Origin of the sequence: Exiguobacterium sp. s57, assembly GCF_018617685.1 — a bacterium.
Taxonomy (GTDB): domain Bacteria; phylum Bacillota; class Bacilli; order Exiguobacteriales; family Exiguobacteriaceae; genus Exiguobacterium; species Exiguobacterium marinum.
The window spans coordinates 96,634-118,368 of sequence record NZ_JACSKR010000001.1 but is presented as its reverse complement, the minus strand read 5'-3'; the positions used below and the strand labels follow the sequence as shown (position 1 = coordinate 118,368).

Annotated in this window: 22 protein-coding genes; 1 reads left to right on the top strand and 21 read right to left on the bottom strand. The window is 47.7% G+C overall.

Features of this window, described 5'->3' with window-relative positions:
• Nucleotides 1-31 precede the first annotated feature (31 nt).
• From hslU to smc, 21 genes are all read right to left on the bottom strand, one after another.
• Nucleotides 32-1,402: an ATP-dependent protease ATPase subunit HslU gene (gene hslU, locus KNO98_RS00605; protein ID WP_026826256.1), complete on the bottom strand. Its 1,371-nt coding sequence runs from the start codon at nt 1,400-1,402 to the stop codon at nt 32-34.
• Entirely contained in the window at nt 1,399-1,947 is a 549-nt protein-coding gene (gene hslV / locus KNO98_RS00600) for an ATP-dependent protease subunit HslV (protein ID WP_026826257.1), read from the bottom strand. The genes hslU and hslV overlap by 4 nt, the downstream gene beginning before the upstream one ends.
• A gap of 11 nt (nt 1,948-1,958) precedes the next feature.
• A complete protein-coding gene (locus tag KNO98_RS00595; RefSeq protein WP_026826258.1) occupies nt 1,959-2,840 on the bottom strand; it encodes a tyrosine recombinase XerC in 882 nt (293 codons plus the stop codon).
• A gap of 184 nt (nt 2,841-3,024) precedes the next feature.
• Nucleotides 3,025-4,335, bottom strand: coding sequence for an FADH(2)-oxidizing methylenetetrahydrofolate--tRNA-(uracil(54)-C(5))-methyltransferase TrmFO (gene trmFO / locus KNO98_RS00590; RefSeq protein ID WP_214698208.1), 1,311 nt, complete (start codon nt 4,333-4,335; stop codon nt 3,025-3,027).
• Nucleotides 4,335-6,431: a type I DNA topoisomerase gene (topA, locus tag KNO98_RS00585; protein ID WP_026826260.1), complete on the bottom strand. Its 2,097-nt coding sequence runs from the start codon at nt 6,429-6,431 to the stop codon at nt 4,335-4,337. The genes trmFO and topA overlap by 1 nt, the downstream gene beginning before the upstream one ends.
• Before the next feature lie 65 nt (nt 6,432-6,496).
• A complete protein-coding gene (gene dprA / locus KNO98_RS00580; protein ID WP_026826261.1) occupies nt 6,497-7,291 on the bottom strand; it encodes a DNA-processing protein DprA in 795 nt (264 codons plus the stop codon).
• Between the two features lie 50 nt (nt 7,292-7,341).
• Entirely contained in the window at nt 7,342-8,259 is a 918-nt protein-coding gene (sucD, locus tag KNO98_RS00575; protein WP_214698207.1) for a succinate--CoA ligase subunit alpha, read from the bottom strand.
• A 12-nt stretch (nt 8,260-8,271) separates the two neighbouring features.
• On the bottom strand, nt 8,272-9,432 hold the full coding sequence (sucC, locus tag KNO98_RS00570; protein ID WP_026826263.1) for an ADP-forming succinate--CoA ligase subunit beta: 1,161 nt from the start codon (nt 9,430-9,432) through the stop codon (nt 8,272-8,274).
• 120 nt (nt 9,433-9,552) lie between these two features.
• Nucleotides 9,553-9,813 carry an EscU/YscU/HrcU family type III secretion system export apparatus switch protein gene (locus KNO98_RS00565; protein ID WP_026826264.1) on the bottom strand — a complete coding sequence of 87 codons (261 nt, stop codon included), beginning with the start codon at nt 9,811-9,813 and terminating at the stop codon, nt 9,553-9,555.
• Nucleotides 9,810-10,664 carry a hypothetical protein gene (locus tag KNO98_RS00560; protein ID WP_353047711.1) on the bottom strand — a complete coding sequence of 285 codons (855 nt, stop codon included), beginning with the start codon at nt 10,662-10,664 and terminating at the stop codon, nt 9,810-9,812. The genes KNO98_RS00565 and KNO98_RS00560 overlap by 4 nt, the downstream gene beginning before the upstream one ends.
• Nucleotides 10,665-10,669: 5 nt before the next feature.
• On the bottom strand, nt 10,670-11,422 hold the full coding sequence (locus tag KNO98_RS00555; protein ID WP_214698206.1) for a ribonuclease HII: 753 nt from the start codon (nt 11,420-11,422) through the stop codon (nt 10,670-10,672).
• 44 nt (nt 11,423-11,466) lie between these two features.
• A complete protein-coding gene (ylqF, locus tag KNO98_RS00550) occupies nt 11,467-12,327 on the bottom strand; it encodes a ribosome biogenesis GTPase YlqF (protein ID WP_214698205.1) in 861 nt (286 codons plus the stop codon).
• A 12-nt stretch (nt 12,328-12,339) separates the two neighbouring features.
• Nucleotides 12,340-12,882: a signal peptidase I gene (lepB, locus tag KNO98_RS00545; protein ID WP_026826268.1), complete on the bottom strand. Its 543-nt coding sequence runs from the start codon at nt 12,880-12,882 to the stop codon at nt 12,340-12,342.
• An 82-nt stretch (nt 12,883-12,964) separates the two neighbouring features.
• A complete protein-coding gene (rplS, locus tag KNO98_RS00540; RefSeq protein WP_015881369.1) occupies nt 12,965-13,318 on the bottom strand; it encodes a 50S ribosomal protein L19 in 354 nt (117 codons plus the stop codon).
• Between the two features lie 114 nt (nt 13,319-13,432).
• The gene (gene trmD / locus KNO98_RS00535) at nt 13,433-14,149 is read right to left on the bottom strand and encodes a tRNA (guanosine(37)-N1)-methyltransferase TrmD (protein WP_214698203.1); all 717 of its coding nucleotides are present in this window, start codon (nt 14,147-14,149) and stop codon (nt 13,433-13,435) included.
• Nucleotides 14,139-14,657 (bottom strand): ribosome maturation factor RimM, encoded by a 519-nt coding sequence (gene rimM / locus KNO98_RS00530; protein ID WP_214698201.1) that lies wholly within the window; start codon nt 14,655-14,657, stop codon nt 14,139-14,141. Before rimM ends, trmD begins: the two co-directional genes overlap by 11 nt.
• A 54-nt stretch (nt 14,658-14,711) precedes the next feature.
• Nucleotides 14,712-14,987, bottom strand: coding sequence for a 30S ribosomal protein S16 (gene rpsP / locus KNO98_RS00525; protein WP_015881366.1), 276 nt, complete (start codon nt 14,985-14,987; stop codon nt 14,712-14,714).
• 82 nt (nt 14,988-15,069) lie between these two features.
• Complete coding sequence (ffh, locus tag KNO98_RS00520) at nt 15,070-16,410, bottom strand: signal recognition particle protein (RefSeq protein WP_026826271.1); 1,341 nt, start codon at nt 16,408-16,410, stop codon at nt 15,070-15,072.
• 11 nt (nt 16,411-16,421) lie between these two features.
• Entirely contained in the window at nt 16,422-16,745 is a 324-nt protein-coding gene (locus tag KNO98_RS00515) for a putative DNA-binding protein (RefSeq protein ID WP_026826272.1), read from the bottom strand.
• 96 nt (nt 16,746-16,841) lie between these two features.
• Nucleotides 16,842-17,867 (bottom strand): signal recognition particle-docking protein FtsY, encoded by a 1,026-nt coding sequence (ftsY, locus tag KNO98_RS00510; RefSeq protein ID WP_214698199.1) that lies wholly within the window; start codon nt 17,865-17,867, stop codon nt 16,842-16,844.
• The gene (gene smc / locus KNO98_RS00505) at nt 17,864-21,421 is read right to left on the bottom strand and encodes a chromosome segregation protein SMC (RefSeq protein WP_214698197.1); all 3,558 of its coding nucleotides are present in this window, start codon (nt 21,419-21,421) and stop codon (nt 17,864-17,866) included. Before smc ends, ftsY begins: the two co-directional genes overlap by 4 nt.
• A 114-nt stretch (nt 21,422-21,535) precedes the next feature.
• Here smc and KNO98_RS00500 point away from each other — a divergent pair, with 114 nt between their 5' ends.
• Nucleotides 21,536-21,730 carry a DUF1128 family protein gene (locus KNO98_RS00500; RefSeq protein WP_034771119.1) on the top strand — a complete coding sequence of 65 codons (195 nt, stop codon included), beginning with the start codon at nt 21,536-21,538 and terminating at the stop codon, nt 21,728-21,730.
• Nucleotides 21,731-21,735 lie beyond the last annotated feature (5 nt).

The following is a 21,735-nucleotide window of genomic DNA, read 5'->3' as shown; positions in this document are numbered from 1 at the left end:
CTATTTCCTCCCTGTATGTGCATACAGAATCTTATAAAATATATTGACTCAAGTCTCGATCATCTGCGATCGAGCCCACTTTTTCTTGTACGTAAGCTGGTGTGATTTCCACGCTCGTTTGTGGCATATCCGCAGCTTCAAATGATAAATCTTCCAAGACACGCTCCATGATTGTATATAGACGGCGTGCTCCGATATCATCGGTCTCGCGGTTGACATGTGTCGCAATTTTTGCGATTTCTTCAATCGCTTCATGTGTAAACTCGACCGTGATTTCTTCAGATTCTAGCAATGCTGTATATTGTTTAATCAGCGCTTGTGATGGCTCAGTCAAAATTTTGACGAAGTCTTCCTCTGTCAAACTGTTCAATTCGACGCGAATCGGGAAACGACCTTGTAATTCTGGAATCAAGTCAGATGGCTTCGCCATATGGAAAGCACCGGCTGCGATGAAGAGCACATGGTCCGTTTTGACCGGTCCGTACTTCGTGACGACCGTAGATCCTTCGACGATCGGAAGAATATCTCGCTGTACACCTTCTCGAGAAACACCGGCGTGATCTTGTGACTTTGTTGCGATTTTATCGATTTCATCAACGAAGATGATCCCCATTTGCTCGCTTCGCTGTACCGCTTCATCGTGGACTTCGTTCAAATCAAGAAGGTTTTCTGCTTCTTCTGCTACGACAAGGGGGCGTGCCTCGCGAACTGTCAGCTTACGTTGCTTCCGTTTCTTCGGAACGATTTGTCCAAGCATATCCTGTAGATTAGACAAGCCTTCCATTCCTTGCCCTTGGAACAAGTCGACAGTCTGTTTTTCTTCAAGTTCGACTTCAATGACTCGATCTTCAAGTTCACCGAGCTCGAGCAGACGACGGAGTTGGGCCCGGTCTGTTTTAGTCGTGTCATTCGATGACTCAGGTTGTTGTGTCTGACCGCCGAACAATGCTTCAAACGGGTTTGATGCGCTCGGTGCAGCTTTCGCTTTCCCTTGAAGGGCATCTAACAATCGTTCAGTCGCCGCACGTTCAGCAGGTTCTTTAACATCTTCTTTCTTCTCTTCTTTGACGAGACGTACAGATGCCTCCACAAGGTCACGCACCATCGATTCGACATCCCGGCCGACGTAGCCGACTTCTGTAAATTTTGTCGCTTCTACTTTGACGAACGGAGCTCCGACTAGTTTAGCTAAACGGCGGGCAATCTCAGTTTTCCCGACCCCTGTCGGTCCGATCATCAAGATATTTTTAGGGGTGACTTCATCTCGAAGGTCTGAACTTAACTTTTGACGGCGATAACGATTGCGTAATGCAATCGCTACGGCCCGTTTGGCATTCTTTTGACCGATTACGAAGCGGTCTAATTCCGATACGATTTGTCTAGGTGTCAACTCTCGATTCATTCAGCAGCGCCTCCGATCGTTTCTACAATGACTTGATCATTTGTATACACACAAAGCTCACCAGCAATTTCAAGAGCGGCTCGCGCAATTTCTTCTGCGGATTTGTCAGGAGAATGACGGACGAGCGCGCGACCTGCCGCGAGCGCATAATTTCCGCCTGACCCGATCGCGAGGATCCCATCATCCGGCTCGATGACTTCTCCATTCCCAGAGACTAATAATAGATGTTCGGCGTCCATGACAATCAATAACGCTTCAAGCTGACGTAACATTTTATCTCCGCGCCATTCTTTCGCAAGTTCGACCGCGGCACGCGGCAAGTTACCGTTATACATTTCAAGTTTCGATTCAAACTTCTCAAACAATGTGAAAGCATCGGCTACGCTACCTGCAAAACCGGCAACGACTTTCCCGCCGTACAGGCGTCTCACTTTCTTCGCCTTGGTTTTCATGATGACGGCATTCCCAAACGTAACTTGGCCATCTCCACTCATCGCACATTGGCCATTGTGTCGAACTGCAAAAATCGTCGTTGCATGAAACATATCGTAACCTCCTACTTTCTTGGATGTGTCGCTTGATAAATCGAACGTAGACGTTCAGTCGATACGTGGGTATAGCGCCCGGTCGTTGACAGTGACTCATGTCCGAGCAACTCTTGCACAGCGCGCAAGTCCGCTCCACGCTCTAACAAGTCCGTTGCGAAACTATGACGCAACGAATGCGGGGTGAGCGGCTTATGTACCCCACTCTCTTTTCTCAAACGCTTCATAACATACCGAATTTGGTCTGTTGTCATTCGATTCCCTCTTTGACTCAAAAATAATGCATTTTCCGAAGGAGGAACGACTTCTACGCGTATTTCGATGTAATGTCGTAACGCTTCTACAGCATATTGTCCGACCGGGACATACCGTTCTTTTTTCCCTTTTCCTAACACATGTACGAATGACAATACTTCATCAAAGGACGAGAGGTTCATCCCACAAAGCTCAGCAACACGAATCCCCGTCCCATATAGAACTTCGAGAATGGCTACGTCTCTCGCTTTTAAAAACGGATCGTCCTGCTTTAACGCAGCCTCTAGCAGTAGCTCGACTTCAGTCGGGACAGCGAAGGTCGGTAATGACTGTCTTTTTTTCGGTGAAGTGAGATCGTGAAACAGCGGTTCTCCCCCATACTCCCTTGCCATATACTTCCCGAATTGTTTGAGGCAAGACACTTTTTGGGACACCGTGGACGCGGCCAACTGTTTCTCGTAAAGGACATATAAATAACGCCGCGCCGTCTGTGCATCATAAGGGTCTTGATGCGCTGATTGGCAATATGCGGCGTACTGTTCGAGCGTTTGCTCGTAAGAGCGTTTCGTATGAGGAGACAGTCGACGTTCAATTTGGCAATAGCGTAAAAATGATTGTCGATCCTCTAAGAATCCCATTTTATCGCCTCCTCGATGACACGTAAAAACGCATGTTCTCGTCAAATCGAAATTAGCATAGCATACAGAATGTACGGTGACAATAGATAGTCGTTCAATAATCTGAAAATTTTCAAAGTATGAAACAAAATACACAATTGAAATTTTACTTCAAAACAAAAGAGCCAAAAATCGGCTCTCTTTTTCAAAGGTTTTTAAATTGTTGAATCGTATCTAAAGCTCGATTGGCATAACGTTCGTACCGTTCTTGCTTTTTCATTTTCTTCGGAGTGTCTTCGAGTGAAGGGACTAATCCGAAATTCGCATTCATCGGTTGGAAATGTTTCCCGTCAGCTGTGGTGATATAATGCGCCATCGAACCAAGCATCGTCTCTCTTGGTAAAACGACAAGTTCTTCACCCGCAATCATCTTCGCTGCATTAATTCCAGCTAAAAGTCCAGATGCCGCTGATTCTACGTATCCTTCCACACCCGTCATCTGACCGGCAAAGAAGAGTGTATCACGCGTGCGTGCCTGATACGTCGGCTTGAGCAGGCTCGGTGAATTGATGAATGTATTTCGGTGCATGACACCGTAACGGACGATATCTGCATTTTCAAGCCCAGGGATCAGTCGAATGATTCGCTTTTGTTCGCCCCACTTCAGATGCGTCTGGAAGCCAACTAAATTATAAAGCGTCCCTGCTGAGTTGTCTTGGCGAAGTTGCACGACCGCATACGGACGTTTGCCCGTCTTCGGATCTTCTAATCCGACCGGCTTCATCGGTCCGAATAGAAGTGTCTTCTTCCCACGCTCCGCCATGACTTCAAACGGCATACATCCTTCGAAGTAAATTTCTTTTTCGAACTCTTTGAGCGGGACAACTTCCGCTTTGACCAGTTCTTCATAAAACACATCAAACTCTTCTTCTGTCATCGGACAGTTCAAGTAAGCAGCTTCACCTTTGTCGTAACGCGACTTCAAATATACTTTTTCGCGATCGATTGTATCGCCATCTAAAATTGGGGCAGCCGCATCATAGAAGTAGAGATAATCTTCACCTGTAAACGCTTTGAGTGACGCAGAAAGATCAGGAGACGTCAATGGGCCTGTCGCTACAATGACAATGCCTTCTGGAATTTCTTTTAACTCTTCAGTATGCACTATGACGTTCTCATGATTTTTTAGTTTCTCGGTGATGAATCCGGCAAACTCATGACGATCGACAGCGAGGGCGCCACCAGCTGGCACGCTTGCCGTGTCTGCCGCTTTCAAGATGAGCGAATCAAGCGTCCGCATCTCTTCTTTCAAGACACCGACCGCGTTTTGAAGACCGTTCGCACGGAGCGAGTTCGAACAAACGAGCTCTGCGAATTGATCTGTGTGGTGAGCCGGTGTTTGGCGTACCGGTCTCATTTCATACAAATCGACTTGAATGCCGCGTTTGGCGAGTTGCCATGCCGCTTCGGAACCGGCCAACCCAGCCCCGATTACAGTTACACGTTGTTGCAACATTAATCCTCCTCTTGCTGATGTACCTCGGTATGGGTACAGTTCGTACATTGATATTTCAGACCGTCTTTAATTTTCTTCTCGACCATCAAGCTGTCGCACACTGGACACGGTTTCGCAACCGGTTTGTCCCATGAAACGAACTCACATTCCGGATAATTCGAGCACCCATAGAAAAGACGACCTTTTTTACTGCGTCGTTCCACGATTTGCCCATCCTTACAATTTGGACAAGGAACCCCGATTTCGACTTGTACCGGTTTCGTGTTAGTGCAGTTCGGGAAATTCGAACAAGCCATAAATTTACCGTATCGTCCCATTTTGATGACCATCGGCGAACCACAGACTTCACAGTCGATTCCCGCAGGCTCATCTTTCACTTCGATTTTTTCAATTTCTTCTTCGGCACGCTTCAAGCGCTTCTCGAATGATCGATAAATCGGTGCGACGACCTCGGTCCACTCGACTTCCTTATGCTCGATTGAGTCAAGGAGTGTCTCCATATCGGCCGTGAACTGAACAGTAATAAAGTCATTGAAATACTCATCAATCATTTCAATCACGAGTTCTCCAAGTTCAGTCGGAACAAACTTCTTCTCTTCTAAAACGACATAACCTCGTCGTTGAATCGTGTCGAGTGTCGGTGCATAAGTCGACGGTCGACCGATACCGAGTTCTTCCATCGCCCGAACGAGGCGCGCCTCTGTATAACGTGGTGGTGGTTGCGTGAAGTGTTGCTTCGGTTCGATCGTTTCGAAACTAACCGTATCCTCCACTTCAAGAGGAGGTAGTAGTCCTTCCTTCTCTTGATTCGTATCCACGATATCATCATCTTTCGATTCAATATACACTTTCATGAAACCTGGGAATTTAACGGTCGATCCATTGGCACGGAAAATCATGCCGTTCGACTCGACATCGATTTTAACTGTGTCTAATACTGCTGGTGCCATTTGGCTTGCAATTAAACGCTCCCAAATCAATTTATATAGTCTCAACTGGTCGCGTGACAGATAAGGCTTCAAGGAAGCTGGGTCACGTAGCGCTGAAGTCGGACGAATGGCTTCGTGGGCATCTTGTGCGTTTGCTGCTTTCTTTTCCTTTTGTTTCTGCAGAGCTACATATTCCTCGCCGAATGTCGATTCAATGTATTCTTTTGCCTCTGTCTTCGCCAAATCAGAGATCCGTGTCGAATCTGTACGCATGTACGTGATCAGACCGACCGTGCCCTCTTTCTTACCAAGATCGATTCCTTCATATAATTGTTGGGCGAGCATCATCGTTTTCTTCGCACGGAAATTCAATTTACGCGCCGCATCCTGTTGCAACGAACTCGTCGTGAACGGTAGCGAAGCGTTTCGCTTTCGTTCTTTCTTCGTTACGTCAATGACTTTAAACGTGTCATCGATGGTATCAAGAACTGATTGAGCGTCCTCTTCCGACTTCAATTCCATCTTCTTCCCATCTTTTCCGTAAAATGAAGTCTCGAACATTTCCCCATCATGATTCAAATCAAGTTTGATTGTCCAATACTCTTCCGGATCGAACGCATTGATTTCGCGTTCACGGTCGATGATCATCTTTACAGCAACCGATTGGACTCGTCCAGCAGATAGTCCTTTTTTTACTTTCTTCCATAATAAAGGACTCATCCCATAACCGACGAGACGGTCTAGAATACGCCGGGCTTGCTGCGCATCGACGAGGTCATGATTAATTTTACGTGGGTGTTTAAACGATTCTTTAATCGCATCTTTTGTGATCTCGTTAAAGACGACGCGACATTCAGTCGTCTCATCGACACCGAGCGCGCGAGCCAAATGCCAGGCAATCGCTTCCCCTTCTCTATCGGGGTCGGCCGCGAGAAAGATTTTCGTGGCTTTTTTAGCCGCCGTCTTCAATTCTTTCAATACCGGCCCTTTACCACGGATGGTAATATACTTCGGTTCAAAGTCGTGTTCCACGTCTACACCGAGTTGACTTTTCGGTAAATCGATGACGTGTCCCATCGAAGCTTTGACCATATAATTCGGACCTAAATAACGTTTAATCGTTTTTGCTTTCGCAGGTGATTCGACGATCACCAAATATTTTGCCATACATCTGCTCCCCTTTTAGAGGTCATTTAAATCCCTACCATAATATTCATGTTCTCACCGGTTTGTCAACGTACAATCTTGAGATCTTGAATAATTTGATCAGAATTCGTCAATGGAATCGCACCTTCTTCAATCAATCGATTCGGTCCTTCAGCAAGTGGATCGAGTGGTGAACCTGGTACCGCGAATACCGTCTTTCCTTGCTCTAAGGCGTGTCCGACCGTATTCATGGTTCCGCTCTTTCTCCTTGCTTGTAAGACGACGAGTGTATCACCGAGACCACTCACCAATCGATTTCTTTCCAAAAATTGAAATTTTTGAATCGGGGTGTCGGGCGTGTACTCACTCAACAAAATTCCATTCAGAGGAAGTCGTAGAAGCATGTTCCGGTTCGCTGCTGGATAGAGGTTTTTTAACCCCGCTCCGAGCACCGCCACGGTCGGACGATTTTTATTTAAGGCAAGCTCGTGGACAAGGCCGTCAATGCCAAGCGCTCCGCCTGAAACCGAAACAGTTTCTTCTATTAAAGAGTGATAATGATTCACGAGCGATTGACTGATTCGATTCAACTCACGACTTCCGACCATCGCAGTCGTTCTTTCTTGTAGTACCTCTAAATCTCCATCGTAAAACAAGCAATATGGTGGGTTGGGGATGTCAAGTAACCGTTTTGGAAACAGCTCATCTTCCCACGTGACGAACTGAGTATACGACTCAGACGCGTGCAACGCCCGTTCAGCCCGCTTCCAAACGTGTGTAGAGATTTGAGTGCGATGTGCTTCTAGCGTCCCGTTCAAATAATGATGCACAAATTCAACCGGAATTCGTGCAGCGGCAAACCGAGCTATTGTTTGATTCATCACAAACTCTCCTTTAAAAAAATGAGGGATGCAAGCATCCCTCAAGACTCTTATGTCGTCGGTTGACCCGTGACACACGCTTCGTATAAACCTTCATTTTTCAAGACACGAATCAATGTTTCACCGATGACAGCTGGCGTTTCAGCTACTTCGATCCCATTTGCGTTCAATGTCTTAATTTTCTCTGCAGCCGTCCCTTTGCCGCCTGAGATAATCGCGCCGGCATGTCCCATGCGCTTGCCTTCAGGTGCCGTTTGGCCACCGATGAACCCGATGACTGGTTTCGTCATGTTCGCTTTCACCCATTCAGCAGCCTCTTCTTCAGCTGTTCCACCGATCTCCCCGATCATAATGACAGCTTTCGTGTCTTCATCTTCGTTGAACGCTTTGAGCGTATCAATGAAGTTCGTTCCGTTGACTGGGTCTCCCCCGATTCCAACAGCCGTTGATTGACCGATTCCCGCAGTCGTCAACTGATGTACCGCCTCATACGTGAGCGTCCCAGAACGTGAGACGATTCCGACATGCCCTTTCGTATGAATATAGCCAGGCATGATGCCAAGTTTTGCTTCTCCTGGTGTGATGATTCCAGGACAGTTCGGTCCAATCAAGCGCGCTGGTTTGTCCTCGAGATAGCGTTTCACTTGAATCATGTCTACAACAGGGATTCCCTCTGTGATACAGATGATCAATTCGATGCCGCTGTCCACAGCTTCCATAATCGAGTCCGCTGCGAAAGCTGGTGGAACATAGATGATGGATGCATTGGCACCTGTCGCTTCTACCGCTTCAGACACCGTGTTGAAGACTGGCACGTTGTCGAGAACCGTCGTGCCACCTTTACCAGGTGTGACACCACCGACTAATTTCGTGTTATATGCAAGCATCTGTTCGCCGTGGAACAGACCTTGTTTCCCTGTAATCCCTTGAATGATTACTTTCGTATCTTTATTCGCCCAAATACTCATGTCGTTTCCCCCTTATCGAACAAGTGCTGCGATTTTTTCCGCACCATCAGCCATCGAGTTGGCTGTCGTGATCGCAAGTCCAGATTCATCGAGAATGCGTTTCCCGGCATCAACGTTCGTTCCTTCTAAGCGAACGACGAGTGGCAAGTCGAGTCCGATTTCTTTCGTCGCTGCGACAATCCCCTCTGCGATGATGTCACACTTCATGATTCCACCAAAAATGTTAACGAAGATTCCTTTGACCTGGTCGTCTGACAAAATCAATTTGAATGCTTCTGTTACCTTTTCTTTCGTCGCGCCGCCGCCTACATCGAGGAAGTTAGCGGGTTCGGCGCCGTAATGTTTGATGATATCCATCGTTGCCATCGCAAGGCCGGCACCGTTGACAAGACAGCCGATGTTCCCGTCAAGTGCGATATAGCTGAGGTCATGTTTAGACGCTTCCACTTCACGCGGGTCTTCTTCTGTCGTGTCACGGAGCGAAAGGATCTCCGAGTGACGATAGAGTGCGTTGCTATCGAAGTTCAATTTTGCATCGAGCGCGATGACGTTGCCGTCTTTCGTCGTAACGAGCGGGTTAATTTCTGCAATCGTGCAATCTGTCTCGACGTACACTTTGTACAACTTCATGACCATGTCACTGAACTTGTTGACGAGTTTCGTCGGGACTTCCATCTTGAATGCGAGACGACGAGCTTGGAATGGACGTAAGCCCACGACTGGGTCGACGATCTCTTTATGAATCTTCTCCGGTGTATGTTCAGCGACTTCTTCGATGTCCATACCACCTTCAGATGAACCCATGATGACAATTCGGCCGATCGAACGGTCAAGCACGAGTCCTAAGTAAAATTCTTGGTCAATCGCAGAACCTTCTTCGATATAGAGACGCTGGACAACTTTTCCTTCCGGACCAGTTTGGTGTGTCACGAGCGTTTTCCCGAGAATCTCTGAAGCGTATTGCTTCACTTCCTCATCTGTCTTCGCAAGTTTGACGCCGCCAGCTTTACCGCGGCCACCTGCGTGAATTTGTGCTTTTACAACTTTCACTTCACCATCAAGCTTCGCAGCTGCTGCTACAGCTTCTTCAACCGTAAAGGCTGGATAACCCGTCGGAACGGCTACCCCAAACTCTTTTAGCAATTCTTTTGCCTGATACTCATGGATATTCATATGTTTTCCCCCTTAGTCCCCTTTAATATCGGCACGTCTATTGTAACGAAAAACTGAAAGCGCTGTCTATCGTTCTTGCTTTAAGTTTTCATCTTTTTTTCACATATATCCCTAGACAAATCAAATTTTATCCTGTTCCATCTGATAAAGAAACACAAAAAGTTCGGCAATGACTTGATAGACGTCCTCCGGAATCTGATCTTCGATATTCAAAGCAGAGAGTAAGGATAGCAGTGCTGGGTCTTCATGAACAGGTATTCCGTTTTCGAGTGCAATCTCAAGCATGCGTTCGGCTACAATTCCCGTTCCTTTGGCGACGACATGTGGCGCATCCATCGACTGCTCATAGGAGAGCGCCATCGCTTTCTTCTGGTCTTTCATACTTGGAGGTCCACCTTTCCAAGCGGCGCGAACGTAGCAGGAACATGTTCCCGTTTCGCTTCATACGAAAAAGAAGATAGTTCGAACGAAACGCGATTCAAGCTCTCTTTCAAGAGCGGTTCATATGCGCTAACATATTGACTTAAATCGTGTCGCTCATTGAATACTCGAACAGACACGTATCGCTTTTGAATCAACACATCGATTCCCGTTTCGCCAAACTTTGGCGTCTCAAGAAACAACACGATCCTTGCATGATCAGAGTCAATTACATCCCGCTTCGGTGCCTCTAACCGAAATTGGACGTTTTCAAACGGACCTAATTGCGGTATGTGAAATGCTTGAGCGACGAATGGTGGATGTTGGGCTGCGTTGAACGCCTCCTGTGCTCTCACGAACTGCTCAAACTTTGGCTCGCCTTTCGCTTTGAACAGTTCTCCGACGAGTGTCTTCACATCATTGCCGGATCCGCTCTCTAGCATTGTTTTTCCCGCGTTTTTGAGTGATTCCGGCGTCTGCATCGGCTCCCGCATGAATCGCGCCAGTTGCTCCCCTAGCACTTGTAGCGGGGACTTAGCAGTCATGAGTGACTCTGTCGCTTGGGTAACCACTTTCAAGACAAGCTTTGGTTCGACGTCCGTGACGACCATCTTATACGTCACATTCTCCTTGACGTTCGCATTGACTCCGACTCGGAACATGCCTTGCGGTAGTTGCATAACCGCCTCGTTGCCGGGTAACAATTGCAACACCTTTCCGACCACTGTATTGCCTAGCAAAAGCGGTCGCGATGTCTGTTCGGTCACTTTGAACGGTAATACTCCTTGGTGATCGATACGCAACGCGATCACTCCTTTCACATATGCTTGATAGGGGCAAACGTACGACGATGAATTGGCGTCACCCCGAGGCGCCTCAACCCTTCTATATGTGCCTCGGTCCCGTATCCTGCGTTCTTGTCAAATCCGTATCCAGGATATGTAAGGTCGTATTCTTCCATCATCCGGTCCCGAACGACTTTGGCGACGACACTTGCCGCGGCAATCGAGACACTGAGCGAGTCCCCTTTGATTAGAGATTGTTGTGGAATATCGAGGTCAAGCTTCATCGCGTCAATCAATAAGGCATCGGCGTCTCCGACTTGACGGATGGCCTCCATCATTGCAAGTTTTGTCGCTTCATATATGTTGATATCATCAATTGTCCCCGACTCGACGATTCCGACACCGACTTCTGCAACTTCCATGATTTGATTGTAAGCCGCATCTCGTGCCGTTTTCGTCATCTTTTTAGAATCATTCAACCCCGCGACGTAAAATCCTTCAGGTAATAAAACGGCAGCCGCCACGACTGGTCCTGCGAGTGGACCGCGACCGACCTCATCCACGCCGACAATCCGTTCATATCCTGCACGTGTTAACTCGCGCTCATATGTCAAGCGTCGTTCGAAATCGGACCGTAACATCCGCTCCCGTTCAAATTGCAGCTCCTTCTGCCGAATCAACGTCTGCACACCCACCCGTGGGTCTTGTGATAATGTTGACTTCATTTGTATCCACTCTTCATATCGGATGTCTTGAAGCTGTTGTTTAATCTGTTGAATCGTCACAATCTTTCTCCTCCTACTCAAAAAAGCCCTGTTTTCACAGAGCTTCAAATCATTTCATGGTCGGCAGGTGTCTCGAGAGAGACCCGTCCGATTTTTTCATGTCGAAGTTCATTCAAAAGTAGTTCGCTCGTTTTTTCAAAATCGACGTATCCACCACTGAGTAAACCGCGTTTCTTCCCAATCATCTCGAGAAGTTCCACCGCATCATCAGGTAACGTCTCGATTTTGAATCGTTCCTTTAATTGCTCCGGGTAACGCGCCTGCAATTCTCGGACGGTGTACAGGGCGATGTCGTCCAAGTTGAGAATCTCATCTTTGATGGCGCCTGTTGCGGCCAAGCGATAACCAACTTGTTGGTCCTCAAATTTCGGCCAGAGAATACCTGGCGTGTCCAAGAGTTCCATCTCGCCGCCTTTCATCTTGATCCACTGTTGACGCTTCGTCACACCCGGACGGTCGCCCGTGATGGCGATGTTTCGTCCTGCGAGACGGTTGATGAGTGTTGACTTCCCGACGTTTGGGATACCGATGATGAGTGCACGAATCGGTCCAGGGTTACGCCCCTTTTCACGCATGCGGTCATGTTTTTCTTTCATCAACTTTTGAGCACCCGTGATGAGTTGTTTCAAGCCTTTACTATGCTTTGCATCGACGGCGACGACCTCGACGTCATCGCGCTTCAAGGCGCGGAGCCAAGCGTCGGTGACGACGGGATCCGCCATGTCTGACTTGTTCAAGACGATAAGACGGGGTTTGCCCGCCGTAATCTCATCGACCATCGGGTTACGGCTCGATTGCGGCACACGCGCATCTACGAGCTCGATGACGACATCAATCAGTTTTAACTTTTCAGTAACTTGTCTTCTTGCTTTGGCCATGTGGCCAGGAAACCATTGAATTGCCAAAAAAGCACCACCTTAATCTTCTATCGTGCCAACATCATCGAGCGGCCAGAAGATGAAGTTTGTCTTGCCGACAATCTCCTCTTTCGACACAAACCCAATCTCACGGCTGTCTTTCGAATTTTGACGATTGTCGCCCATGACGAAATACGAATCCTCAGGAACGACCGACTCACCCGTCACTTGTTCAAGTGTAAAGTTCTCCGTCAGCGGAAACCCGTTCATCTGTGCACGGAACTCATCTAAATACGGCTCTTCAACCGCTTCATCATTAATATAGAGCACGTCATCTCGATATTCGAGCGTGTCACCTGGAATAGCGATGACACGTTTAATATAATCTTTTGATTCTGTCGCATGGAATACGACGATATCGCCTCGGTCTAGCTCTCCAACATAGTTCGAAATTTTACTGACGATCATTCGATCCGCATTGTGGAGCGTCGGCATCATCGACTCTCCTTCAACGATGACAGGAACGAAGATGAACGTCCGGATAACGAACGCGATGACAAGAGCGACGACGATGGCTTTTAGCCAACTAAACACTTCTTTCAACTTCACTCACTCCTCTATCCATTTGAACTTATTGTACTAGAAAAAAATAAGCTTGTCGCAAGCGACAAGCTCAATTCCCATCTTAACGACGGATTTCTTTAATACGTGCTGCTTTACCGCGAAGGTTACGGAGGTAGTAAAGTTTCGCACGGCGAACTTTACCGTAGCGTACAACTTCGATTTGCGCAACGCGTGGTGAGTGAAGCGGGAATGCACGCTCAACACCTACACCGTAAGAAATCTTACGGACTGTGAATGTTTCGCTGATGCCGCCACCTTTACGCTTAATGACTACGCCTTCGAAGATCTGGATACGCTCGCGCGTTCCCTCTACGACTTTAACGTGGACACGTACTGTGTCACCAGGACGGAAAGCAGGTACGTCCGATTTGAATTGTTCTTCTGTGATTTCACGGAACAGTTTTTGTGTGTTCATGAATCATATCTCCTTTTTCTTCAATGTTCATATCTTCATATGCCCAAGCATCCAACAGCGGAACATCGGTAATCGGTGGGTTTAACCCACATGCTCAAACATAGCATATATTTCTCAATCGCGCAACGATTGCAGAAACTTTTTATCACGTTCCGTCAACTCGGCATGTTCGAGCAAATCCGGCCGTTTTCGATAGGTCCGCTCAAGCGATTGTTCCCGCCGCCATTCCTCGATTCGGGCATGGTTCCCCGATAGGAGGACGTCCGGTACTTTCAACCCACGAAATTCAGCCGGTCGTGTATAGTGCGGATACTCAAGAAGTCCGGTCGAGAAAGAATCATCTTCATGGCTCGCCTGATCGCCGAGGACGTCCGGAAGTAGTCGTACGGTCGCATCGATCATGACCATCGTCGCAAGCTCTCCACCAGTCAGAACAAAGTCCCCAATCGACACCTCATCGGTCGCCAGTTCATCATGGATGCGCTGGTCAAACCCTTCATAATGCCCGCATAAAAAGATCAGATGTTCTTCCTTTGCCCATTCCTCTGCCATCTGTTGATTGAACGGTTTTCCAGTTGGGGTCGTGAGGATGATTCGAGGCTTTCGTGCCTCGAGAGAGTCAAACGCATCAAAGATTGGTTGTGGTGTGAGTAACATGCCCGCCCCGCCGCCATACGGATAATCATCGACTTTATGATGCTTGTTCGTTGAAAAGTCCCGAAAGTTGACGAAGGTCATGTCCACCTGCCCGAGCGCTTTCGCCCGGCCAACGATGGAATAATCGAGCGCCTGAAACATGTCCGGGAACAACGTCAACACATCAATCTTCATCGTCAATCATTCCAGGAATCGGTGTGATGACAACTCGCTTCGTTTCCAAGTCGATTTCTTTAACGACCGATTCGATATAGGGGATGAGAGCATCCGACTTACCTGGGCGCTTGATCACCCACACATCGTTCGCACCGTTCGTTTCAAAGATGTCATCGACGACACCGATGACAATCCCGTCCACGATGGCCTCACAACCAATGATTTCATGATAATAAAATTCATGTTCATCCAACTCGTGGACGTGTTCGGCATGAACATAAAGCTTCAATCCTTTATATTTTTCTACGAGGTTGATATTCTCAAGTCCTTTGAACGTGACAAGATGAAACTGCTTATGCGGACGATATGTCGTGATTGTCATTTCTTGTTTCGTTCCGTCCACATCAAGAAACAGCGTGTTTCCTTTTTTAAAACGTTCTTCCGGAAAGTCTGTTGCCGCCAAAATCTTCACTTCGCCTTTAAGTCCATGCGTATTGGCGATTTTTCCAACATATAACCAATCCATCTCATTTCCCTCCTCAACAAAATAGGCCGACCTCAGAAAAGGTCGGCCACATCATTACTTCGCGTTTTTCGCGTTGTGGAATTTCTCCATGATCCCTGCTTTAGAGAACAAGTTACGTACTGTGTCAGATGGCTTCGCGCCGTCTGCCAACCATTTGAGCGCGAGTTCTTCGTTGATGCGAACTTCTGCTTCTGGTTTTGCAACCGGGTTGTAGTGACCAACTTGCTCGATGAAGCGACCGTCACGTGGTGAACGTGAGTCTGCTACAACGATACGGTAGAAAGGTGATTTTTTTGCGCCCATGCGCTTAAGACGAATTTTAACTGCCATGGTAATATACCTCCATCATGTGTTTAAGAATTGACAACTTTTATAGTATACAGCTTTTTCGTTCGACTGACAAAAGTTTTTGTTAGAAGAATGGAAGACCGAGGCCTTTTTTCTTCCCTTTCATTTGTCCTGACATTTGTTTCATCATCTTCTTCATGTCATCGAACTGTTTGATGAGACGGTTCACTTCTTGAATCGAGCGACCGCTCCCTTTTGCGATTCGCTTACGACGACTCGCATTGAGAACTTCCGGGTTGGAGCGTTCATGTTTCGTCATCGAGCGAATGATCGCTTCGACGTGATCGAGTTGTTTCTCGTCGATTTGGACGTTCTTCAACCCTTTCATTTTACCTGCACCAGGTAACATCGAAAGTAATTCATCAATTGGTCCCATGTTTTTCACTTGAGCCAACTGTTCAATGAAATCATCGAACGTGAACGACGCATCACGAATTTTGCTTTCTAGCTCTTTCGCTGCGTCTTGGTCCATCTGTGTCTCGGCTTTTTCAATGAGTGAGAGCACGTCCCCCATTCCAAGAATGCGTGACGCCATGCGCTCTGGATGGAACGGTTCGAGGGCATCCAACTTTTCTCCGAGACCGACGAACTTAATCGGCGCTCCCGTGACTGCCTTAATCGAAAGGGCTGCCCCGCCTCGTGTATCTCCGTCGAGCTTTGTCAGCACGACCCCGGTGATTCCGAGTTTCTCATTGAAACTGTCGGCCACATTGACCGCATCTTGACCCGTCATCGAATCAACGACGAGGAAGATCTCATTTGGTTTGGCAATCGTCTTCACATTTTCGAGCTCGCCCATGAGCGTCTCATCGATATGAAGGCGACCGGCCGTATCGATCAACACGAAATCGTGATGATTTGTTTTTGCGTACTCGAGCGCTTTCGTCACAATCTCTTCCGGCTTCACTTGATCACCAAGTGAAAAGACCGGTAAATCGAGTTGTTTTCCGAGTGTCTCAAGTTGCTTGATTGCCGCCGGACGATAAATATCCGCCGCGACGAGAAGTGGACTGCGGTTATGCTTTTTACGAATCAAGTTCGCTAGCTTCCCGGTCGTCGTCGTTTTACCCGCACCTTGCAGACCGACCATCATGACGACTGTCGGTGGTTTCTGACTAAATGAAATCGGGACGACGTCGCTTCCCATCAAATTTGTCAACTCTTCGTGAACAATCTTGACGACTTGTTGTCCTGGCGTCAATGATCTCATGACATCCTGACCAATCGCACGTTCTTTCACGTCATTGACGAATTGTTTGACCACTTTAAAGTTGACGTCGGCTTCTAGAAGGGCGAGGCGAACCTCACGCATCATCTCTTTGACATCGGCCTCCGAGATTTTTCCTTTACCGCGCATTTTGGAAAGTGTCGATTGCAATCGTTCTGATAATCCTTCAAATGCCATGCTTCAGCCCCCTACTCTAAATTCTCAAGCGCAGATATCGTAGCACTCACATCGTCTGTGAGTTCGACTTGACGTTTGAGGGTCTGAAGAAGTTGCTGGCGCTCTATGAATTTTTCGAATAGAGCTAGCTTTTCCTCGTACTGTTCAAGCATCGTTTCTGTACGCTTTATGTTATCGTAGACCGCTTGACGGCTGACTTCAAACTCTTCCGCAATCTCTCCGAGCGAGTAGTCATCTAGGTAATAAAGAGACATATAGTTGCGCTGTTTCGGTGTGAGGAGCGCTTGATAAAAATCGATGAGATAGTTCATACGATTCGTTTTTTCGAGCGTCAAACCTTTCACCTCCACATGTTAAGTGAAATCCCTTTACAACTACCAATAGTACAGCCGTCCCAAGTACTTGTCAAGTTTTTTTCTTAACAGTAAAACTTAGGCGAGGTCTTTGTTTGTGTCGTCTTTTTCAGTCATGTCATCCTGTGTCTTGTCTTCAAAAATATCACCGAACAATCCAAGGACGAACTGTTCCGGATTGAACACCTGTAAATCATCCATCTTCTCTCCGAGACCGACATATTTAACCGGAATGTCGAGTTCATTACGGATTGCAAGGACAATTCCGCCCTTTGCCGTCCCATCGAGTTTAGTCAAGACGATCCCACTTACGTTCGTTGCCTCTTTGAACGCTTTCGCTTGAATCATGGCGTTTTGCCCCGTCGTTGCATCGAGTGCGAGCAAGACTTCGTGTGGTCCGTTCGGAATTTCTCGTTCGATGACACGTTTCACTTTCTCGAGCTCTTTCATTAAATTGACCTTATTTTGGAGACGTCCTGCCGTATCACAGATGAGTACATCCATGTTACGTGACTTTGCAGACTGAACGGCATCGTATACGACTGCCGCTGGGTCCGATCCTTCCGTTTGACGAATGACCGGCACCCCGACACGTTCTCCCCACACTTCAAGTTGCTCTATAGCACCGGCACGGAACGTATCACCTGCCGCGAGCATGACGGAGCGACCTTCTGACTTCAATTGGTGCGCCAGTTTCCCAATCGTCGTCGTCTTTCCGACGCCATTGACGCCGACAAACAAAATGACAGTGAGTCCATCCTGCATATTGAGTTCACGATTCGATTCATCTTCTTGAAGCCGATTCGCTACGACCTCGACGAGTGCGTCACGGACAAGGACCGGGTCTTTCAAATTGCGTCGTTTCACTTCTTCCTTCAAGTCTTCGACGAGGTCCATCGTCGTCGTGACACCGACATCCGCTTGGATGAGCAAATCTTCGAGTTCATCGAAGAAATCCTCATCCACCTCACGGAAACGATAGACAAGGTCATTGACGGCACTCGCAAATCCGTCACGTGTCTTCGTCAACCCATCTGTAAACTTCTGTGACACCTCTTGAGTAGACGTCGTTAATTTATCTTTTAACTTTTTAAAAAAACTCAACGTGATTCCTCCATCTCTTCATCCATTTCGACGACACGTTTTGCTTCAGACAGTTCAACCGAGAGCACCTCGGACACCCCATTCTGTTGCATCGTGACGCCGTATAGCGTATCTGCTGCTTCCATCGTACCTTTTCGGTGCGTGATGATGACGAATTGCGTGTCAATCGACAGCGTACGAATGTATTCTCCAAATCGATGTACGTTCGCCTCGTCAAGAGCCGCCTCGACTTCATCGAGGACACAAAACGGTACCGGACGCGTCTTCAAAATCGCAAACAACAAAGCGATGGCCGTCAACGCACGTTCCCCCCCGGACAATAGACTGAGCGTCTGTAACTTTTTGCCAGGTGGTTTGGCCACAATATCGATTCCCGTATTCAGTAGATCCGACTCATCTATTAATTTCAAATCCGCTTCACCTCCACCGAACAGTTCAGTGAACGTCTGTTTGAAGTGAGCACGAACGCTCGTATACGTCTCCTTGAAGAGACGAGTCACTTCACGGTCCATTTCGGCGATAATATCATATAAATCCCCTTTTGCGCTGACGAGGTCGTCTCGTTGCTCAGATAAGAATGTGAAACGTTCATGAACACTATCGAACTCTTCGATTGCATTCAAATTGACAGGTCCGATCTCCTCAATTTGACGAACGAGCAGCTTGAATTCCTCTTTCGCATCTTCGAGCGGGATCTCGAGTTCTGGTAGTAGCTCGGCGACGAGTCCGTTCTCTTCTAACGCATCGAGTTTCCATTGTCGTTTTAATTCGAACTCTTGTTTGGCCGTTTCAAACTTCCGAACAATCGTGTCTGCTTGACGTCGCGCTTCCGTCGCCTGGTCGACTCGCTGACGCATGATGCGGTACGCCTCTTCATTCGACTTGAGTGTTGTCGTCAACTCGTGAAGTCGTCCTTGGATTGCTATGAATTCTGTCTCCGCAGCTGCGAGCGTCTCTTCAAGCTGTGCCGATGAGACGACTTCTCCACTGTCGAGTCGCGCGAGCTCACGCTCTAACTGACTCAAACGGTCCTTCAAACGATTCCGTTCAGTCGTCAAGCGATCCATTTCATGCCGAACTCGCTCTTCTTCAAGGGTATGCCGTTGCAAATCGAGTTCGTTTTGACGAAGCAACGTTTCGAATTGGCCCGTGCTCTCAGCGCTTTTCGCTTGTTCAGCACGGAGTGACTCGAGACGGACACGAATTTCTGCCTGCTCGCGGTCCGTATTGGCTAATTCTATCGTCAATCGTTCTAGTTCAGCGGTCGACGTCTCAATCGTTTGCTCATAGCGCATTATTTCATGGTCGAATAATTCAAGTTGTGACTTCGCATCGAGCGAGGCACGCTCGGCCGTACGATAAGCTGCCTCGACCTCTCGAAACGTCACTTCGACGGTACGTTTCTCGTTTCGGAGTGTTGATAACGCTTGCGTGATATTTGTCAACGCGTCTGTATACTCTTCAAGACGTTGTTTTTGCTCGTGAAGCATAGCAAGACCTTGTGTCAAACCTTGTTTCAAGTCATCTAATTCACGCGATTGCGTGAACAGGGCCACCCCTTGCTTACGACTACCACCCGTCATCGAACCGCCGACGTTAACGATGTCCCCTTCTAACGTGACGACACGGAAACGGTATCCTGTCGATTGTGCGATTTGGTTCGCGACTTCAAGCGTCTCGGCAACAAGTACCGCACCAAGAAGTGATTTTTTCAGCGTTTCGAACGATTCATCCGTCTCGACGAGCTCCGATGCCACGCCAATAAATCCACGCATCGATTCGAGTCGATGCAACACTTCACTCGGTACGAATCTTGGTTTGATGGTCGTCATCGGTAAGAATGTCGCACGACCCGCGTTTGCTTTTCGTAATTTGTCGATTTCCCGTCGTCCCACCGTTTCATCCCGAACAACGACATGTTGTTGTGTCTGCCCAAGAGCCGTTTCAATCGCGGCTTCATACGAAGGACGAACACGAATCAATTCAGCGACAGCACCAAGTACTCCCGGGGAGCGCTCTTTCAAGACGAATTTGACCGCATGGAAATAGCCTTCATACGATTGCTTCATCCGTTCGAGCATTTCAATTCGGTCTTCTGTCTTTTGACGACGGCGTTCGAGGTCATAGTACGATGTCTCTGCTCGCGTTAATTTTTCACGGATTGTCGTCTCTTCTTCGCGAAGTTCCGACTCTTTTTCACTCAAGTGTTCGAAGCGACTTTGTACTTGTTCATATTGCTCTCGCGCCTCATTGAGTGTCGCTTCTTGTGAGGAACGTTCATCAAGACGGTGTTTATTCTCCCGTAGAAGACGTTCCTTCGACTCGACGGCGACATCGATATCCCGTTGCTCCCGTTTTTGTTGGTTACTAATCGTCGCTCGCGTTGTCGCGAGTTCGAACGCTTCGCTTTGTACCGCTTCGATTTCGGAATTAAAATCACGCGAGGCTGCTGTCAATTGTTGTTGAAGCGCATTTCTCGACTCAGTCGTCTGGCGCAACGTGGCTACTTTTTGAGACAAGTCGTCACGAACGACTTGTAGCCGCGTCTCAAGTTCTGCCATCTCGGCGCTCACTTCTTCACGTTGACGAAGGAGACGGTCTTTCATCTCGGCGCCGTGTTCTTCTTGTGCTTTGGCGAGCTTGATGTCACCTGTCAATCGTTCGACATATGTCGAATGTTCACGCTCTGTTTGATTCAATTCGGTCAACTCGTCACGAAGCGTCGAAAGTGCAGCCTCGAGTTGACTTCGTTCTTCAGTAAGGTCACGAACCGAATGGTCGCAATCGGATAACTGTTGAACAGATTCTGCATGACGGATCGTCACTTGTTCAATCTCACGTTGAAGCAACTGAATTTCGGCACCCATAATGCCTGTTTCAAGTTCATCGTGTCTTGCTTTCGCGACTTTATACTCTCTTGCAAGTGCTGCCTGTTCACGTAGTGGTTCGACACGATCAGCCAATTCAAATAAAATATCATCGACTCGGGACAAATTTAACTCGGTGTCCTGTAATTTACGCTCAGCCTGTTTTTTACGCTGACGATATTTGAGGACTCCCGCTGCCTCTTCGATGACGGCTCGGCGGTCTTCTGGTTTCCCGGAAATGACTTGTTCGACCCGACCTTGCCCGATGATGGCAAACGCATCCCGGGAAAGACCTGTATCGAGAAACAAATCAATCACGTCTTTTAATCGACAAGGTTTTTTATTCATAAAATAGTCGCTGTCCCCACTTCGGGTCACGCGACGGGTCACACTCACTTCTTCATAAGGCAAACGTAACTGTTCGTCGCGATTATCAAGGACGAGCGTGACCTCGGCGACGTTACGGTGATTCTCACCCTCACTTCCGGCAAAGATGACATCTTCCATCTTGGCACCACGAAGTGATTTGGCCGACTGTTCTCCGAGTACCCAGCGAACAGCGTCCGATATATTTGATTTCCCGCTCCCGTTCGGCCCAACTACAGCCGTGACGCCGGGACGGAAATCTAATTCAATTCGCTTGGCAAATGATTTAAAGCCAGCGAGTTCGATTCGTTTTAAGTGCATCGTGACCATCCTATCCGCAGTAAGCATTCATCTGTATATTTTACCACAGTTAACAGTTCGTCAAAATGCCCGAATCATGCTATTCTTAAAAGAACTGTAGAAAGGGGAATACAGATGACGAATGAACAGATGATTGAAGCTATTTTGGATAAAATGAATATTATTAACCGCGGTGCGATCAAAGCGGAAGAATATAATGCAGCCGACCCATCAGCGGTGAAAGAGATTTACGAGTACGTAATGACACGTTCTTCCCTTTCTATATCGGAAGTTGACGGGATTGTCGAAGAGCTCGGTCAATTGACATGAAAAAG

Bases quoted from the DNA above. Each gene is read 5' to 3' on its own strand.
- sucC (WP_026826263.1), bottom strand. From the start codon at position 9,432: ATGAATATCCATGAGTATCAGGCAAAAGAATTGCTAAAAGAGTTTGGG.
- sucD (WP_214698207.1), bottom strand. From the start codon at position 8,259: ATGAGTATTTGGGCGAATAAAGATACGAAAGTAATCATTCAAGGGATT.
- smc (WP_214698197.1), bottom strand. From the start codon at position 21,421: ATGCACTTAAAACGAATCGAACTCGCTGGCTTTAAATCATTTGCCAAG.
- hslV (WP_026826257.1), bottom strand. From the start codon at position 1,947: ATGTTTCATGCAACGACGATTTTTGCAGTTCGACACAATGGCCAATGT.
- trmFO (WP_214698208.1), bottom strand. From the start codon at position 4,335: ATGTTGCAACAACGTGTAACTGTAATCGGGGCTGGGTTGGCCGGTTCC.
- ffh (WP_026826271.1), bottom strand. From the start codon at position 16,410: ATGGCATTTGAAGGATTATCAGAACGATTGCAATCGACACTTTCCAAA.
- dprA (WP_026826261.1), bottom strand. From the start codon at position 7,291: ATGAATCAAACAATAGCTCGGTTTGCCGCTGCACGAATTCCGGTTGAA.
- rpsP (WP_015881366.1), bottom strand. From the start codon at position 14,987: ATGGCAGTTAAAATTCGTCTTAAGCGCATGGGCGCAAAAAAATCACCT.
- KNO98_RS00595 (WP_026826258.1), bottom strand. From the start codon at position 2,840: ATGGGATTCTTAGAGGATCGACAATCATTTTTACGCTATTGCCAAATT.
- rplS (WP_015881369.1), bottom strand. From the start codon at position 13,318: ATGAACACACAAAAACTGTTCCGTGAAATCACAGAAGAACAATTCAAA.
- trmD (WP_214698203.1), bottom strand. From the start codon at position 14,149: ATGAAGATTGATGTGTTGACGTTGTTCCCGGACATGTTTCAGGCGCTC.
- KNO98_RS00500 (WP_034771119.1), top strand. From the start codon at position 21,536: ATGACGAATGAACAGATGATTGAAGCTATTTTGGATAAAATGAATATT.
- topA (WP_026826260.1), bottom strand. From the start codon at position 6,431: ATGGCAAAATATTTGGTGATCGTCGAATCACCTGCGAAAGCAAAAACG.
- KNO98_RS00565 (WP_026826264.1), bottom strand. From the start codon at position 9,813: ATGAAAGACCAGAAGAAAGCGATGGCGCTCTCCTATGAGCAGTCGATG.
- hslU (WP_026826256.1), bottom strand. From the start codon at position 1,402: ATGAATCGAGAGTTGACACCTAGACAAATCGTATCGGAATTAGACCGC.
- rimM (WP_214698201.1), bottom strand. From the start codon at position 14,657: ATGGATTGGTTATATGTTGGAAAAATCGCCAATACGCATGGACTTAAA.